Source organism: Streptomyces sp. NA02950, assembly GCF_013364155.1.
Classification (GTDB): Bacteria; Actinomycetota; Actinomycetes; order Streptomycetales; family Streptomycetaceae; genus Streptomyces.
On sequence record NZ_CP054916.1, the window covers coordinates 7741674 to 7757040 of the forward strand.

General features: G+C 70.5%; 12 protein-coding genes. 4 read left to right on the forward strand and 8 right to left on the reverse strand.

The annotated features are described in order from the left end of the window. Nucleotides 1-310: 310 nt before the first annotated feature. Together HUT19_RS33775 and HUT19_RS33780 are read left to right on the forward strand one after the other, a co-directional pair. The gene (locus tag HUT19_RS33775) at nt 311-760 is read left to right on the forward strand and encodes a MarR family winged helix-turn-helix transcriptional regulator (RefSeq protein ID WP_254885922.1); all 450 of its coding nucleotides are present in this window, start codon (nt 311-313) and stop codon (nt 758-760) included. Between the two features lie 201 nt (nt 761-961). Next, nucleotides 962-2695 carry a chloride channel protein gene (locus HUT19_RS33780; RefSeq protein ID WP_176187617.1) on the forward strand — a complete coding sequence of 578 codons (1734 nt, stop codon included), beginning with the start codon at nt 962-964 and terminating at the stop codon, nt 2693-2695. A gap of 235 nt (nt 2696-2930) precedes the next feature. Here HUT19_RS33780 and HUT19_RS33785 read toward each other — a convergent pair whose 3' ends face one another. Continuing rightward, entirely contained in the window at nt 2931-3431 is a 501-nt protein-coding gene (locus HUT19_RS33785; RefSeq protein ID WP_176184069.1) for a nitroreductase family deazaflavin-dependent oxidoreductase, read from the reverse strand. Nucleotides 3432-3607: 176 nt separating this feature from the next. Here HUT19_RS33785 and HUT19_RS33790 point away from each other — a divergent pair, with 176 nt between their 5' ends. Then, the gene (locus tag HUT19_RS33790) at nt 3608-5563 is read left to right on the forward strand and encodes a kelch motif-containing protein (RefSeq protein ID WP_176184070.1); all 1956 of its coding nucleotides are present in this window, start codon (nt 3608-3610) and stop codon (nt 5561-5563) included. A 178-nt stretch (nt 5564-5741) separates the two neighbouring features. Then, the gene (locus HUT19_RS33795) at nt 5742-6407 is read left to right on the forward strand and encodes a DUF4142 domain-containing protein (protein ID WP_176184071.1); all 666 of its coding nucleotides are present in this window, start codon (nt 5742-5744) and stop codon (nt 6405-6407) included. A gap of 85 nt (nt 6408-6492) precedes the next feature. Here HUT19_RS33795 and HUT19_RS33800 read toward each other — a convergent pair whose 3' ends face one another. From HUT19_RS33800 to HUT19_RS33830, 7 genes are all read right to left on the reverse strand, one after another. Further along, nucleotides 6493-7494, reverse strand: a complete 1002-nt coding sequence (locus HUT19_RS33800) for a PP2C family protein-serine/threonine phosphatase (RefSeq protein WP_254886265.1) — start codon at nt 7492-7494, stop codon at nt 6493-6495. Between the two features lie 165 nt (nt 7495-7659). After that, nucleotides 7660-8277 carry a hypothetical protein gene (locus tag HUT19_RS33805; RefSeq protein ID WP_176184073.1) on the reverse strand — a complete coding sequence of 206 codons (618 nt, stop codon included), beginning with the start codon at nt 8275-8277 and terminating at the stop codon, nt 7660-7662. A gap of 139 nt (nt 8278-8416) precedes the next feature. After that, nucleotides 8417-9529 (reverse strand): CdaR family transcriptional regulator, encoded by a 1113-nt coding sequence (locus HUT19_RS33810; RefSeq protein WP_176184074.1) that lies wholly within the window; start codon nt 9527-9529, stop codon nt 8417-8419. Further along, the gene (locus HUT19_RS33815; RefSeq protein WP_176184075.1) at nt 9526-11463 is read right to left on the reverse strand and encodes an NAD(P)-binding protein; all 1938 of its coding nucleotides are present in this window, start codon (nt 11461-11463) and stop codon (nt 9526-9528) included. Before HUT19_RS33815 ends, HUT19_RS33810 begins: the two co-directional genes overlap by 4 nt. A gap of 81 nt (nt 11464-11544) precedes the next feature. After that, nucleotides 11545-12843 (reverse strand): ArsB/NhaD family transporter, encoded by a 1299-nt coding sequence (locus HUT19_RS33820; protein ID WP_176184076.1) that lies wholly within the window; start codon nt 12841-12843, stop codon nt 11545-11547. Further along, nucleotides 12836-13306, reverse strand: coding sequence for a CBS domain-containing protein (locus HUT19_RS33825; protein WP_176184077.1), 471 nt, complete (start codon nt 13304-13306; stop codon nt 12836-12838). The genes HUT19_RS33820 and HUT19_RS33825 overlap by 8 nt, the downstream gene beginning before the upstream one ends. Next, nucleotides 13293-14579, reverse strand: coding sequence for a sodium:proton antiporter (locus HUT19_RS33830; protein WP_176184078.1), 1287 nt, complete (start codon nt 14577-14579; stop codon nt 13293-13295). The genes HUT19_RS33825 and HUT19_RS33830 overlap by 14 nt, the downstream gene beginning before the upstream one ends. Nucleotides 14580-15367 lie beyond the last annotated feature (788 nt).

Genomic DNA, 15367 nt, shown 5'->3' on the forward strand with positions numbered 1-15367 from the left:
CCATAGGGCTGCTTCGTGAGTGCGTTGTACGAAGCGGCGCCAATGGAGCATTGCGGCGCTGAAGTCGATCGTGAGCGCGGGTACCGTCGGCGGGACGTCGTCGCCGTGCGGTTCGTGTGACAAGGTGTCCGGGCCGTCGAACGACGGCGGATTCGGTTCAAGGCTGCTGCTCGGCTCGTTTGCTGTCCGGGGCCGTGCCGTGCCGGGGCCGGGGCCGGGTCGCCCCAAGACGTGCGTGCTGTCGGTCCGAGGGGATAAAAAGGTGCCCATGCCCCGCTCTTCGTCACCGTCCGAGTCCGAGGCCGACGCCATGGTCACCGCCCTGCTGACGGCTTCCCGGCTGCTGGTCGCCGTTTCCGCCCGGTCGCTGGCCGCGGTCGAGGAATCCTTGACCCTTCCGCAGTTCCGCATGCTGGTGGTGCTCGACAGCGGGGGACCGCTGAGCCTGTCGCGTTTGGCGGGCGAGTTGGGGGTGCAGCCGTCGACCGCGATGCGCATGATCGATCGCTTGGTCGCGGCAGGGATGGTCGCGCGTGGTGTCTCCGCTGAGGACCGCCGCAGCAGTGTGCTCTCGCTCACCAAGGGCGGCCGCCGGATCGTCACCCAGGTCACCGACCACCGGCGGCGGGAGATCGCGTGCATCGTCGAGGCCATGCCCTCTGGTCAGCGATTTCATCTGATCGAGGCGCTGCAGGCGTTCACCGAAGCGGGCGGCGAGCCCTCCGTGCCGGGAGTCCCACCGACACAAGCTGCCTGGTGATCTCGGCCCGCGGTCGCGTGGGCGGACCGGCGCGCCGGCCGCGGCCCGGGATGAGGGGTCTCTTGTCGTTGTCGCGAATATTTGCATAATGCAAAGGTGTATGGTGAAGCGATAGACCTTCGGAACGTGTCGTCGTCCCCTCCGGCGAGAGCCGGTGCCCGGCTGCTGAATGGCGCGCGGGGAGAGAGACAAGCCGCCGTGATCGCCCTCGCCCTGGTGGTGGGGTGTGGGGCGGGGCTGGGAGCGATTGCCTTCCGATGGCTGATCCAGACCTTCACCCACCTGCTGTCGGGACACGGTGACTACTCCGACGCCGGGCATGCCGCGCATCCCCGGGTGCCCTGGCTCGGCCCGTGGTTCGTGGTGCTGGCCCCCGTTGTCGGTGGGTTGCTGTACGGGCCGCTGGTGCAGCGCTTCGCCAGGGAAGCCCGCGGACACGGAGTCCCGGAGGTGATGTACGCGGTCGCCCATCGAGGGGGCCGGATCGCCCCGCAGGTCGCGGTGGTCAAGGCGCTGGCGTCGGCGCTGTGCATGGGGTCGGGCGGCTCGGTGGGCCGGGAGGGGCCGATCGTGCAGATCGGCTCGGCGCTGGGCTCGACCGTCGGGGGTGTGCTGCGGGTGCCGGAGGACCGCAGGCGGCTGCTGGTCGCCTGTGGCGCGGCAGGTGGGATCGCGGCCACCTTCAACGCCCCGCTGGCCGGGGTGTTCTTCGCCATGGAGCTGATCCTGCGGGACTTCGCCGTGGAGTCCTTCGGCGCCGTCGTCCTCTCCAGCGTCGCCGCAAGCGTCATCGGCCGGGGGGTGCTGGGGGACGAGGCGTTCCTGACCCTGCCCGCCTTCCATGTCGCCGATCCCGCGCAGTACCTGCTGTTCGCACTGCTCGGAGTCGCCGCGGGCGCGGTCGGCGTGGTGTTCACCCGGGTGTTGTATCTGATCGAGGACGCCTGCGACTGGGCCTGGCGCGGTCCGGAGTGGCTGCGCCCGGCGGTCGGCGGACTGCTGCTGGGCGGTCTGTTGCTGGCGCTGCCCCAGATGTACGGGGTGGGCTACCCCGTACTGGAGAACGCCATCGAGGGCCGTTACGCCGTCGGTCTGCTGCTGGTCCTGCTGGTGGGCAAGATCGTCGCGACGAGTCTGACCATCGGTATCGGCGGTTCGGGAGGGGTGTTCGCACCCAGCCTCTTCCTCGGCGCGATGACCGGTACCGCCTTCGGTGTCACCGCCGACCACCTTATGCCCGGCGGCGCCGGTGCGGTGGGCGCCTACGGGCTGGTCGGCATGGGCGCGGCCTTCGCGGGCTCGGCCCGCGCCCCCATCACCGCGGTGATCGTGCTGTTCGAGCTGACCGGGGAGTACTCCATCATCCTGCCGATGATGCTGGCGATCGTCCTGGCCACCCTCACCGGCCGACTGCTGTCACGCGACACCATCTACACCCTCAAACTGCGCCGCCGCGGCATCGATCTGGACGGTGCGCGCCTGGTCTCGCCGCTGGCCGACGCGACCGTCCGTGAGGTGATGGAGGAACTGCCCACCCTGCTGCCCGGCACCCTGTCGCTGGAGGATGCCGCCGACGTGATCGCCCGCTCCGGCCGTGGGATCCTGCCCGTCACCGGCCGGAACGGGCGGTACGCGGGTGTGGTCACCGCGCGCGCCGTCGCCGAAGCGCTCACCGAACCCGACCCCGCCCTCGACGCGCACACCACCCCCCGCACCGTCGCCGACCTCGCCGAACGGCCCCCAGCGGTGACCAGCGGCACCCCGCTGGGCGGGGCACTCCACCCCCTGGCCACCGCCGAGGGCACCGGACTGCCCGTCCTGGAGGCGGAGACCGGTGAACCGGTCGGCTGGCTCACCCATCAGACCGTTCTGCGCGCCCTCCACACGACCACACCACCGGCCAGGAGCGGTCCCGAGGCGGCCCAGCGGCGCTAGTGCCGGGTCAGCCAAGGTTCGTCCCGCTCGCCGCCCTGGCACGCTCCCCCGGCTACCGCTGGGAGGTGCCCCCTCCCGCCGCGTTGGCCAAAGGCCCGAGCAGGCCCCCTACGAGGGCTTCCCCGCCGCCTTGCGATCGCACGCACCAGGACGCCTCGCTACCGGGCACACCTTGGCTGACGCGGCACCAGTCCCCGCGACAGCCCGCGGCCCACCCCGGTAGCGTGATCGCTCCTCACCGACCCCCGGACCGCTCCTCGGGGAGGACGCGGACGAAGGGGATGTGATCCCGCCCGACGCGGTGGTAGTCCTCCCTGCTGCCGTCGGTCTTCAGAGCGCACATCCGCATCAGCCCACGGGCCAGATGCGGATGCCGCAGGGCGTAGGCGGCCATCAGGCGTCCGGACTCCTCCGGGCCCAGCGGCTGGGCCACCGCCGCCATCCTGCGCCGCCCGACCTGGATGGTGACCTGCGGAGTGTGCTGGATGTTGCGGTACCACTGCGCACCCGGACCGAAACCGGAGGCGAGGTGGTACGCGCCGGTCCGCGGGTCCCGGCCGGTCACCTCCAGGACAACCTGCCGCGGCAGCCCACTCGTGCGGCCGGTGTGCGTGAGCAGCAGCATCCGACTGCCCAGCAACCATCCCAGACGCCACCGGTAGAGCAGGATCGGCGCCCGGAACACCGCCCTGCGCAGCCCGGGGGTCGAGCCCACCCGCATGCGTCGGATCCTCATGGGCCGTTTCCTCCCCGTTCCGGAAGTGAGCGGCCTTCACCCCATTCACTTCTCGTCCTCACGGTCACCCGATGAGAGGCACGAACGGCGGTTCGCGACGGCCAACTACTTCGATTATGCAAATGTTGCACTGCCTCAAGATACTCACTGCCCACCACCTCAGGGAAGGACATCGCATGAGGGCACTCAGGCCGAACCCCGCACGACGCAAGACCCTGCTCGGGGCCACGGCCGTCGCGATGGTCGCCGGGCTCAACGCACCTGCACTGATCGACTTCTCGCGCTCCAGGTACCACGAGTTCAAGATCAACCAGCCGGAATACCTGGCTCGCTACGGCCACTGGGACGTGGCCGACATGCCGGAGAGGTTCCAGCTCAACTCCATCCACGCCACGCTCCTGCCCACCGGCAAGGTCCTGCTGATCGCGGGGTCCGGCAACAACATCAGACTGTTCAAGGGCGGTGCCTTCAAGAGCACCCTCTGGGACCCCGTCCGGAACACCTTCAAGAAGATCGCCACCCCGAAGGACCTGTTCTGCTCCGGACACACTCAACTGCCCGACGGGCGGCTGCTGATCGCCGGTGGCACCGCGCGTTACGAGGTCCTGCGAGGAGATGTGAAGCGGGCCGGGGGTGCCATGCTCATCAAGAACGAGGACCCGGACAAGGCGCGTGTCTTTCCCAAGGGCACCCTTTTCCGTTCCCCCGACGGCAAGGAGTACGTCTCGCAACTGACCGTCCGTGTGCCCAGGGCAAAGAAGACGAAGAAGAAGCGGCACGGGACGGGGGGAAAGAGCCACAAGAAGGCGAAGGCGATCGTCGCGGCGAGCGAGGCACGCGTCTACGTCGAAGCGACCGCACCAGGCCGGAAAGGGATCACCCACACCTCCGAGCAGTACCAGATCAAGGGCCTGACCGGCGAGGACAGACACAACTTCTACGGCATGGCCAACAAACTCGGCCTGGACAAGAAGGACTTCCAGGGCATCAGGGAAGCCTATGTGTTCGACCCGTTCACCGAGAAGTACCTCCGCACCGACTCGATGCGGGAGGCCCGCTGGTATCCCACCCTGGTCGGCCTGGCCGACGGGCGCGTCCTCGCCGTCTCCGGGCTGGACGACATCGGGCAGGTCGTGCCGGGGAAGAACGAGATCTACGACCCGGTGAAGCGGACCTGGTCCACGGGGCCGCACCGCTACTTCCCGACCTACCCGTCACTGTTCCCGCTCCAGGGCGGCAAACTGTTCTACTCCGGTTCCAACGCCGGGTACGGCCCGGCCGACCAGGGCCGCGCCCCCGGTGTCTGGGACCTGAGGCACAACACATTCCGCCCGGTCCCGGGCCTGCCCGACCCCGACGTCCTGGAGACGTCGTCCTCCGTTCTGCTGCCGCCCGCGCAGGACCAGAAGGTGATGGTCCTCGGCGGAGGCGGGGTCGGCGAATCGACGAGGTCCACCGCCCGTACCGCCATCGTCGACCTGACCTCCCGGCACCCGGTCTACCGACGCGGGCCCGACCTGCCGGAGAAGACCCGTTACCTCAACAGCGTGATCATGCCGGACGACACCGTCTTCACCACCGGTGGCTCCCGGGACTACCGGGGCCGCGGCGCCAGCGACATCCTCAGAGCGCAGATCTACCACCCGCGCTCGCACTCCTTCGCCCCCGCCGCCGCCCCCACCGTGGGCCGTGACTACCACACCGAAGCGCTGCTCCTGCCCGACGGGCGGGTCGCCGTCTTCGGCTCCGACCCCCTGTTCGGCGACAAGGACAACACCCAGCCGGGGACCTTCGAGCAGCGCGTCGAGGTCTACACCCCACCCTCGCTGTACCGAAGATCACGACCGCGCCTCCAAGACGGCATCCGGCAGGTCCACCGCGGCGAGACGGCCACCTATGCCACCGCTGACGCCGCCCGTATCAGGACCGCCCGGCTGATCCACCCCGGCTCCGCCACCCATGTCACCGATGTCGACCAGCGCTCCATCGCCCTGGACATCCGGCGCGGACGGAGGTCGGTCACCGTCACCGTCCCCAAGGACCCCACCCTGGTGCCCTCCGGCTGGTACATGCTCTTCGTCACCGACCGCCACGGCACACCGTCCAAGGCCGTCTGGATCCACGTACGGTGACGCGGCCACGCCACCGGGAAACCGGGGACTGTAACGGATCGGGGGGACCCCCGCCATCGATTCCGCACGCTTAGTCAAAGTGCAAATTTTGCACTGTCTAAAGGCCTAGCGTTCTGCGTGCCCACGACGCATGCGCCCGTCTCCCGCAGGCGGACGCACTCCCGATCCAGGAGGCACCATGACCACGCACGCCCGGTCGGCACACAGCCGTTCACACCACCTCACCATCGCGGGCGTCCTGCTCGTCGCCCTGGCCGTCATCGCCGGAGCCATCGTCTGGGCCGCCCGGGGCAACGCGAACGCCACCGAGAACTCCTCATCCAACTTCCCCAGCGCCAAGCCCGCCGCACCCGGTGACGTGGTCACCACGGCAGGCCCGGTGAGCAAGCTGGACATCGAGTTCCTGCAGAAGGTGCGGCAGGCCAACCTGTGGGAGGCCCCGGCCGGCCGGCTCGCCCAGACCCATGCCACCAGCGAGGCCGTCAAACGGGCCGGGACACACGTCATGGACGGGCACTCCAAGCTGGACGAGTTCGTCCGCAACACCGCCGAGGCGCTGAATGTCTCCCTCCCGGACGAGGCCAGCCCCGAGCAACAGGGCTTCGTCCGCACCCTGGAGGACGCCCAGGGAGCCGACTTCGACAAGAAGTTCGCCAACATCCTCCGGGGCACCCACGGCAAGATCTTCGTCACCATCGCCAAAGTCCGCGCCAGCACCAAGAACTCCCTCATGCGCCGTTTCGCCTCCGAGGTGAACCTCACCGTCCTGGACCACCAGAACGTGCTCGACGACTCGGGCCTGGTCAGCGATGCCACCTACGACGACATCGCATCCACTTTCTGACACCCGCACATATGGCGTGGCGGACGGCAAATGCGCGGCGGGGGCGGAGGACAAGGGTCTCATCTGCCCCCGCCCCCGTCCACGGTCAGCCGTCGCGATAGCGGAGCAGCAGCATGGCGGCATCGTCCTGCAACGGGCCCCCCACATGCTCCATCAGATCCTGCCGCACGGCGGCCAGCGCCGCGTCCGGGTCACGGTCCGCGAGTCCGCCCACCCGCCGCTCCAGCGGATAGAAGCTCCCCGAGGGGTCACGGGCTTCGGTCACCCCGTCGGTGTAGAAGAGCATCTGGTCACCGGGCGCGAAGGGCACCGCGTACCGTTTCGGTCCCGGTGTTCCGTGCGCGCCCAGTCCGAGTGGCAGAGCCCGCCCCGGTGGCTCCAGATACCGCACCTCCCCATGCGCTCGCACGATCAGCGGTGCCGGATGGCCGTAGTTGAGCAGGTCGACATCGGTGCCGTCCGCCACTTGGGCCAGCACGGCCGTGACGAACTTCTCCCGGGTCAGATGCCGCTCCAGGGCCCGCTCCAGCCGTTCACCGACGGCCTTGAGGTCCGGCTCGTCGTACGCCGCCTCCCGGAAGGCGCCCACGACCACCGCCGCGGTTTCCACCGCCTCCAGACCCTTGCCCTGCACATCCCCGACGATTACCCGCACGCCCTGCGGCGAAGTCACCACCTCGTACAAATCCCCGCCGATGCGGGCCTCGGCCACGGCCGATGTGTACGACACCGCCACCCGCAGCCGACCCGCACCCCGCGGCACCGGGCGCAGCAGAACCCGCTGCGCCACCTCCGCTATCGACCGGACGCTGGCCAGCTCCGCCTCCCGCCGCTGCCGCCGCACCGCCGCCGCGAGACCTGCGGCCGTGACGCCCGCCACCGAAAGCAACGCGGTGAAACCACGACGCGTGCCGAACAACCCGTCGAACGCGCTCAGTCCCAGGCACAGGACGACGCTGACCGCGCCGATGGCGGCTGTACGCCGCCACCCTCCGGTGAGCCCCGCGAAGGCCGGTCCCAGCGACACCAGAGGCAGAAGCCCCACCCCGGGCCCCGTGACGAGGTCCACCGCGGCCACGACCGCCATGACTCCGAACGGGAGGAGGGACAGGAGCAGGGAGTCCTTCGGGTCGTTCTTCTTCTGCGCCAATGAACACTCCCAGGGCGTCGCACGGGGCATGTGCCGTCACCGGAGCGCGGCACAGACCAGGACAGGCCCCTCGACCCTAGGCAATCGGAGCGGACACGCGGGTCACATCCCGGATACGACGTGATCAACACCGGTCCGCTGGTTTGCCAGCGGTAGCCCCCTACCGCGGGCAGACGGCCCGGAGGCGACGACCCGAAAGAACGCGCCCTCGGCGTCGTGGCCGACGACGAGGGCGCGGCTGCCCCGGACCAGGCCGGTGTCGTATGTCCGAACCTCGATGGTGACGGTCGAACGGCCCTCCAGGGCCACCTCGGCCCGCCCGAAGTCCGCACTCGCCCGCGGGGTCCGGATGACACAAGGACGGCCCACGACCCGATTTCGGACGTGCCGGGCGGGCGGGAAGCGGTCGTTCAGCTGCCGCTGCAGTATGACGCCGGCCCAGCCCGCCCCCGCCACGGCCGGCAGGACGGCGACGCGCAGCCAGTGCCGCTCGGACAGCGCGTCCCCGGCGAGAGCGACGAACCAGGCCAGCGCGATACCCGTCACCACCGCGGAGCTGAGCGGTGGTCCGGCGGTGCCGGCACGGACTCCGTCTCCCCCGTGAGCTCCAGTACCGGCCCCGCCGATCCGCACCGCCAGCCGGCACCCGGCCACGACGAGGAGCGCGAGGCCGATCGGGACCGCCGGAAATCCCAGCGCGGCCCCCAGGATCTCAGCCACGACGCCTCCCCCTGTTCCCCCGTCTCGGTGCCGGCTCATCGTGGCATCGCGGCCCCGAGCCGCGCATTGCCGGATCCCGGCAATCTTTACGCGTTCCTGATGGCCTGGTGGCGCCGGAAACCAACGGGCCCGGCGGCGCCTACAACGGGGCCCCCGGCCAGCCGAGCAGCCGTGCCCCCATGGCGGCCGTCTCCAAGGTGAAGCGCTGCAACGCGTCGCCCGGGTCGTAGCCCGTCAGAGCTTTGATGCGCTCCAGCCGGTAGGAGAGCGTGCGGACGCCGATGTTCAGCCGCCTGGCCGCCTCGGCGTTGACGTACCCCGCCGCCGAGCATGCGGTAAGCGTCTCCAGGAGCGGCCCGGCCCCGCCCCGGGTCTGCGTGAGCGGGCCGAGCACCGTGCGCACCAGGTCCGCCATGGCCGCCCGGTCGCGCAGGAGCACCGGAAAGACCAGCAGCTCGGCGGCGCGCAGAACAGGACCGGGCAGCTCCAGACGGTCGGCGAGCTCCAGGGCGCCCAAGGCCTCCTCATAACTGCGCACCACGCCGCCGGCCCCGGGGTGCTCACGGCCGACCGCAACCCGCTGTGCTCCCACGTACCCGGTGCCGGGATCGTGCACCCGGCTCACGAAGGCGTCCAGGATCGCGCGCTCACGTTCCCCGCCGGCCGCGATGCACACCAGCCGCCCGTCCTTCGTGGCCAGCAGCGCATCGTGCTCACCGAACCGGGCGATCAACTCCCGTTCGACGCGCCGCACGACCGGATGCACGTCGTCATACCGCTCTTCCCCCTCGGCGACCGCCACCGCGTGGCTCTGCGCCAGCCGCAGCCCGAACCGCTCCGCCCGCTCGGCAAGCCGCCCCACGTCACTGCGCCCGTACAGCAGATCGTCCACGAACTCCCGTCGCGCACCCTCCTCCTGACGCACCGCCAGGCGCTGCGCCCGCTCATGCCCCTCGCCAAGGGCGGCGACGGCGGTGTCCACGGCGCCGAGCAGTGCGTCAGCGGTGCGGGCCGACGCCGACGCGTCGGGTGCCCGGACGGTGCCGGGCAGCGAACCCCACAGCCTGCGGGTCTCACCCAGGTACAGCGCGATCAGTTGCCGGAGGCCGTATCCGGACTCGGCCGCGCTTTCCCCCAGATCACGCAGCTCGTCCAGTTCGGGGCGGCGCAGCAGTCGGCCGGTCTCGGCGATGTCGGTGAACATCCGCTCGTACCCCCCGAGGAAGTCGGCTGGTATCCGACGCTGTCTCATCGGTCCGCTCCTTGTGGTCCCTGGGCTCCGGTGGGCACATGTCCGGCGAGGAGTTCGCCCAGGCCCTGGCGGGTGATGGCCAGCACCACGCGGTCCTGTGCCCGCAGGACGTACCCGGGGTGCGGTTCCCACACCAGGGCGGGCTCCCGGACGGCTCCGTCGTAGGGAGGCGCCGCGGCGAGATCGCGTTGCCGGTCCGCGGGTTCGGCCGTATCCAGTGCGATCACCCGCCAGGCGCCTGGTTCGAACGCCTCGGCGACGGTGCGGCCTTCCAGCTGCGGGTGTCCGGCGACGTGCAGTGCGGCGAAGATCAGTATCCTGCGCTCGACCGGTATGGCGCCGAGTATCCGGCGTCCCATCATCGCGCCGGCGAAAGCGGGGGCCGCCAGGGTGGAGACGCTGCGGCTACGGGTCACCGCCTGGGGGTGGGCCGCGCGCAGGGTGCGGTAGACAGCGGTGGCGAAGCGGTCGTCGTACAGGCGCAGGCCCACCCGCAGCCGGGGTTTGACGGAGCGGGCGTACAGCGTCGCTTCCAGGTTGGTGGTGTCGGAGCTGGTCAGGGCGAGCAGGGCTTGTGCCCGCCGGATCTTGGCGGCCTCCAGGACGCCTTCCTGTGTGACATCGCCGGTGACGGTCGGCACGCCCAGCCTGCGGGCCAGTGGGACGCCGCGCGCCTGGGGGTCCTCTTCCACGCACACCACGGGGATGTCCAGCTCCCGGAGTCTGGCCAGGACACGGGTGCCGACCTTGCCGAGGCCGAGCAGCACGACGTGGCCGGAGAGCCCGCGCGGAGGGCGGCGCAGCGCCGAGGCGCTGCGGAAGGTGCCCAGGCCTTCGAGCGCGGCGGCCACCAGGACGGGCAGCAGGAGCAGCCCGGCCAGTCCGGACAGGAGCTGGAGGATCTTGCGTCCGGCCGTCTCGTCGAGTGCCGGGTCGTCGATGGCCAGTACGTCCAGCACCGTGAGGTAGGCCGCGTGGAGGGGGTCGGCTTCGGTGAAGTACCAGGAGGCGATGGCGAGTGCGAGCACGGCGATCGCCAATCCGGTGACGGACCAGCGCAGTCGGCGGGAGAGCAGTGAAGCCAGCGGCACCCTGCGGCTGCCGAGCCGTCGTGGCGGCAGTGGTGGTCCGGTGGAGGAGACGGCTTCCAGCACCACCGTCCCGCGCCCGGTGGCGGCGTCGACCTCCTCGTCGCCGGGCAGCAGCCTGGGCCCGTCGTCCCCGCTGCTGTCCGAGCCCTCGCTGCCGCCGGGGTCGCTGGTGGTGGACGAGAGCAGGGCGAGGGTGCACAGACCCGGATCGGCGACCTCGTCGCGGCCCGGCGGGGTGCGCTCGGCAGCGCGCAGCAGCAGCCCGTCGGCCTGCACCACTTTGCTGGTGCCCGCGATTGCGGTGGCCGCCAGTGCGGGGGCCACGGTGTCGGCGTCGGACAGGACCGTGGTGGCGGCGTCGAGTTCCGCCGGATCGATGCCGGGGTCGGCGACCCGGGCGGCCTGGTCCAGGAGTTCCTCCAGGTGCTGGCCGAGTTTGCGGTTGTAGAGCCGGATGACCAGCCGCAGGCGGGGGTTGAGGCGGCGGGCGCGCAGGGCGGCGTGGATGTTGGTCTCGTCGTCGTCATGCACCAGGGCGAGCGCCGTGGCACCCTCCGCGCCGGCTTCGGTCAGGACATCGTCGTCCAGGGCGGGGGCTTCCATGACGCGCACGGCCGCGTCCGGGTCGCCGTCGGCCACGGACTGCCGGGGCAGCGGAACCCGTCCGACAGCCGCGGTGAGCCGACCGACGAGCGTGGCGGCGCGGCCTCCCGCCAACCGCTGCCCCGTGCGCTCCGCCAGGGGAACACCGCCAGGGATGACGACTGTCACCCCTGCCCGGTAGACGTCGTGGAGCTCGGCGGCCAGGCGGTGTGCGAGCGCGTCGTCGCCGCAGACGACCATGTGTGGTGTGCTCGGCCCGGGCTGTGCGGCGGATGAGGAGAACACGACGTCGAAGCCCCCGTTGGTCGATGATCCCGGTGGTCAGCTCAGGGCGAAGTACCGCAGCCACAGGTATCCGGCGCTCAGCACTACCGTGACGGCGGTGACGACCAGTCCGTACCGGGTGAACTGCCAGAAGGAGATGGGCTGGCGGTTGCGTTCGGCGATGCCGAGGACGACGACGTTGGCGGAGGCGCCGACGGCCGTGGCGTTGCCGCCCAGGTCGGCGCCGAGGGCCAGTGCCCACCACAGCACGTGGACACCGTCGCCGCCGAAGCCGTGGGCCAGGTCGGCGGTGATGGGGGCCATGGTGGCGACGTAGGGGATGTTGTCGACGACCCCCGACAGCACCGCCGAGCCGAACAGCAGCAGCATCACGGCCCCGAGTTCGCTGCCGCCGGTGGCGTCCGCCAGGGCGCGGGAGATCTCCCCGATGACGCCAGTCTCGATGAGCGAGCCGACCATGATGAACAGTCCGGCGAAGAACGCCAGCGTCGGCCATTCGACCTCGCTCAGCGTCTCGCCGGTCTCCACCTTGGAGATGGCGATGAGCAGCCCGGCGCCGAGCAGGGCCACGACACTCGGCGCGTAGTGCAGCACCGGATGCGCCACGAACCCGAAGACGACCAGCACCAGGACGGCCAGGCCCTGGTACAGCAGCCGGTGGTCGCGGATGGCCTCGCGCTCCTCCAGCGCCATCACCTCCGCCGCGCGGTCTTCGTCATAGACCAACACCGTGCGGAACATCACCCGGCACATGACCACGAGTACAGCCGTCAGGAGGACGGCGATCGGGGCGAGGTGGACGAGGAAGTCGTTGAAGGTCAGCCCGGCCCGGCTGGCGATGATGATATTCGGCGGGTCCCCGACGAGGGTGGCGGTCCCGCCGATGTTGGAGGCCATCACCTCCGCGATCAGGAACGGTGCGGCCGGCAGGGCGAGACGCTCGCACACCAACAGGGTGACCGGGGCGACCAGCAGGACCGTGGTGACGTTGTCCAGCAGTGCGGAAGCGAACGCGGTGATCACTATCAGCATGGTCATCACGCGGAAGGGCCGTCCGCGGGCGCGTTTGGCCGCCCAGATCGCCAGGTACTCGAACAGCCCCGTCTGCCGGAGCACTCCCACGATCGCCATCATGCCCAGCAGCAGGAAGATGACGTTCCAGTCGACCCCGGTGCGCTCGTCGAAAAAAGCAGCCGTGTCGTCGGTGGCGCCGAGGGCGAGCATGGCCGCCGCCCCGGCCAGGGCGGCGGCCGTACGGTGCACACGCTCGCTGATGATCGCCACGTAAGCGATCGCGAAGACCGCGATGGTCGCCCAGCTGTGCCAGTCACTCATGGGGCTCCGCATGTCCGAGGAGTCGATGAAGGAGCTGCGAGGCGGTGATCACCCCGAGCAGATGCAGGCCCGCCTTGTCCCGCCCGGCGACCGCCACCAGCGGGCTGCGCCGCCGCGCCATCAACGCGGCCACCTCCAAGGCGGTGTCGTCGGGCGCTGCGATGGGCGGCGGGGCCGCCTCGTCGGAGAGCAGGTCCCCCACGCGGCGGCCGCCGAGCGCCTCGCACAGCCGGTCGGCGTGGCGCTCGTCGACGACCGCGGCCAGGGTCGGGTCCTCGATCACATAGGGCGGGACCAGCGCTTTGACCACCCGGGAGGCGGGCAGGATCGCCTTCGGCTCCCCTTCGCGGTCCAGGACCAGCAGCCCCGGCAACCGGTGCTCGGCCATGATCCGGGCCGCCTCCGTCGCGTCATCATCGACGCGGACCGACTCGTACCCCACCGCCAGATCACGTGCGCGCATTCTCGTTCTCCTTCGCTCGGGGTGCCGGCCGGGCCGTTCCCGCCGTCCCTTGCGCCCTGCCCTCATCCTCACCGGGGACGGCGTCGTCGTCCGGGATCCCGGCGAGGTCCTCCACGTCGAAGAGGCGGGCGATGGGCACGTCCGTGCTGCTGTGAGCGGCGATCGAGAACGCGATGCACACCGCGATCACGGTGTACGCGCGGTCCCCCTGCGGGATGCCGGACTGGAGCACCAACAGGCCGTAGACGACGGACGCGAAGCCCTTGGGACCGAACCAGGCCGCGGCCAGCTTCTCCCGCCGCTCGAAACGGGTGCCGAGGAGCGAGACCAGCAACGACGCCGGACGGACCACCACGATGGCGAGCACCACGGCCGCGTAGCCGCCGACCGACAGGTCCCCGAACAACTCCGGTGTCAGCAGCGCGCCGAACACCAGCAGCGCCGCGAACTTGCTCAGCTCTGCCAGAGCCTCACCCAGCGCCCCGAACGCGCGGGTGGACTCCGGTGCGACGGTGGCGCACACCGCGCCCGCGGAGAAGGCGGCCAGGTAGGGGTTGGCGTGCGTGAGGTGGCAGGTGGCGTACAGGACGACGCCCGTCGCCAGCGGCAGCAACGGCTGGAGCCTCGGCTCGGCACCCAGTACCCGGACCCGTACCAGGCCGTTCACCAGGAGCGGCAGCACCACGCCCAGCGCGAGACCGCCGACCAGTTCCAGGGCGATCGTCGCCGGCGATGTCCGCGCCTCACCCGCGATGGGACCGGCCGCGGCGATCAGCAGCAGCACGACCGGCAGTGCCAGGCCGTCATTGATCCCGCTCTCCACGTTCAGCAGCTGCCGCAGCCGTGCCGGAACCTCCTTCCGGCCCACGATCGCTGACGCGAAGACCGGGTCAGTGGGCGCCAGCACCGCTCCGACCAGGAACGACGTCGTCCAGTCCAGCCCCACCAGAAAGTGGGTGACCAGCGCGGTCCCGACGAACGCCAGCGGCATGCCCAACGCCAGCGCACGCGCCGGATTCCGCCAAGCACCGCGCAACGCGGGGAACGACACATGCATCCCATCGGTGAACAGCACCGTGAACAACGCCAGATCGGCCGTCACCACCACGATCGGACTGTCGGCCCTGATGTGGATCAGCCCGAGCGCCCCGTCCCCGACGATCGCGCCCGCCACGAGGAAGAGGAGCGATGTGGAGAGTACGGAACGGGCCGCCAGGCCCGACACCAGGACCGCGATGAGCAGTGCCACGCCGAACACCGCGATGAGCACCATGAGTACCGCCCCCGATCGGCAAAGAGATCAACCCTTTTCGCCGACCAGGCTTCCCGGCACACCGCAAGGAACCTTACACGATCCTTACGCTCCTCCTACGGGATCCTGATGTGCCGGCCGACCGCGGCTACCCATGGACGCGCCGTCACCGCACTGGGCGATCAGGCGGTCGGTGGGCAACTGCTCGGCAAGCCCGCCCTTGTCCTTGTCTCCGGTTTCTCAGCCATGTCCCCTCACCCTCGGCTCCGTCCGGGCCCTCCGGCCCCGGTCTGCTCTTCCCGCGCTCGCCCCCCCAGAGCGTCACTCAGTGAATTCATTCGGTTGCTTATCGTCGTCATGGCCGCCGAGCGCCCCACCTTCATCAACTTACTTCGGAGGTCCTGGCCGAGTCGGCCGAGTTCGGAGGGCTTCGGGAACCGTGGGCGATTCCTCGGGCCATGACTGCGCCACGACCCTGCCGGGTACGGCCGCCACACTCTGGCCGTAAGCGCCAGAGGCCGCACGAGTCGGCCGGTGCCCGCCGACCGCCTCCCGGAGCGTCAGCAGCGCGCCTCGCGGCGGGAGTTCAGGACGGAAGACCCATCCGGCTCCGGCACCGCGGCATGGCGAGTGGTCGCAACACGCCGACGGTCGCGACCTCCTCGTGACTGACCGAGGAGACGCCGGTGCCTCGCGGCTGCGGAAGCACCGATGCCTGTCAGCCGGCCGTCGGCGAGAGGAGTCGACATCCGTGTGCCACAGCGAAACAGCCGACGTTCCCACCATGGCCCGAAAGGAATCACTCCGCG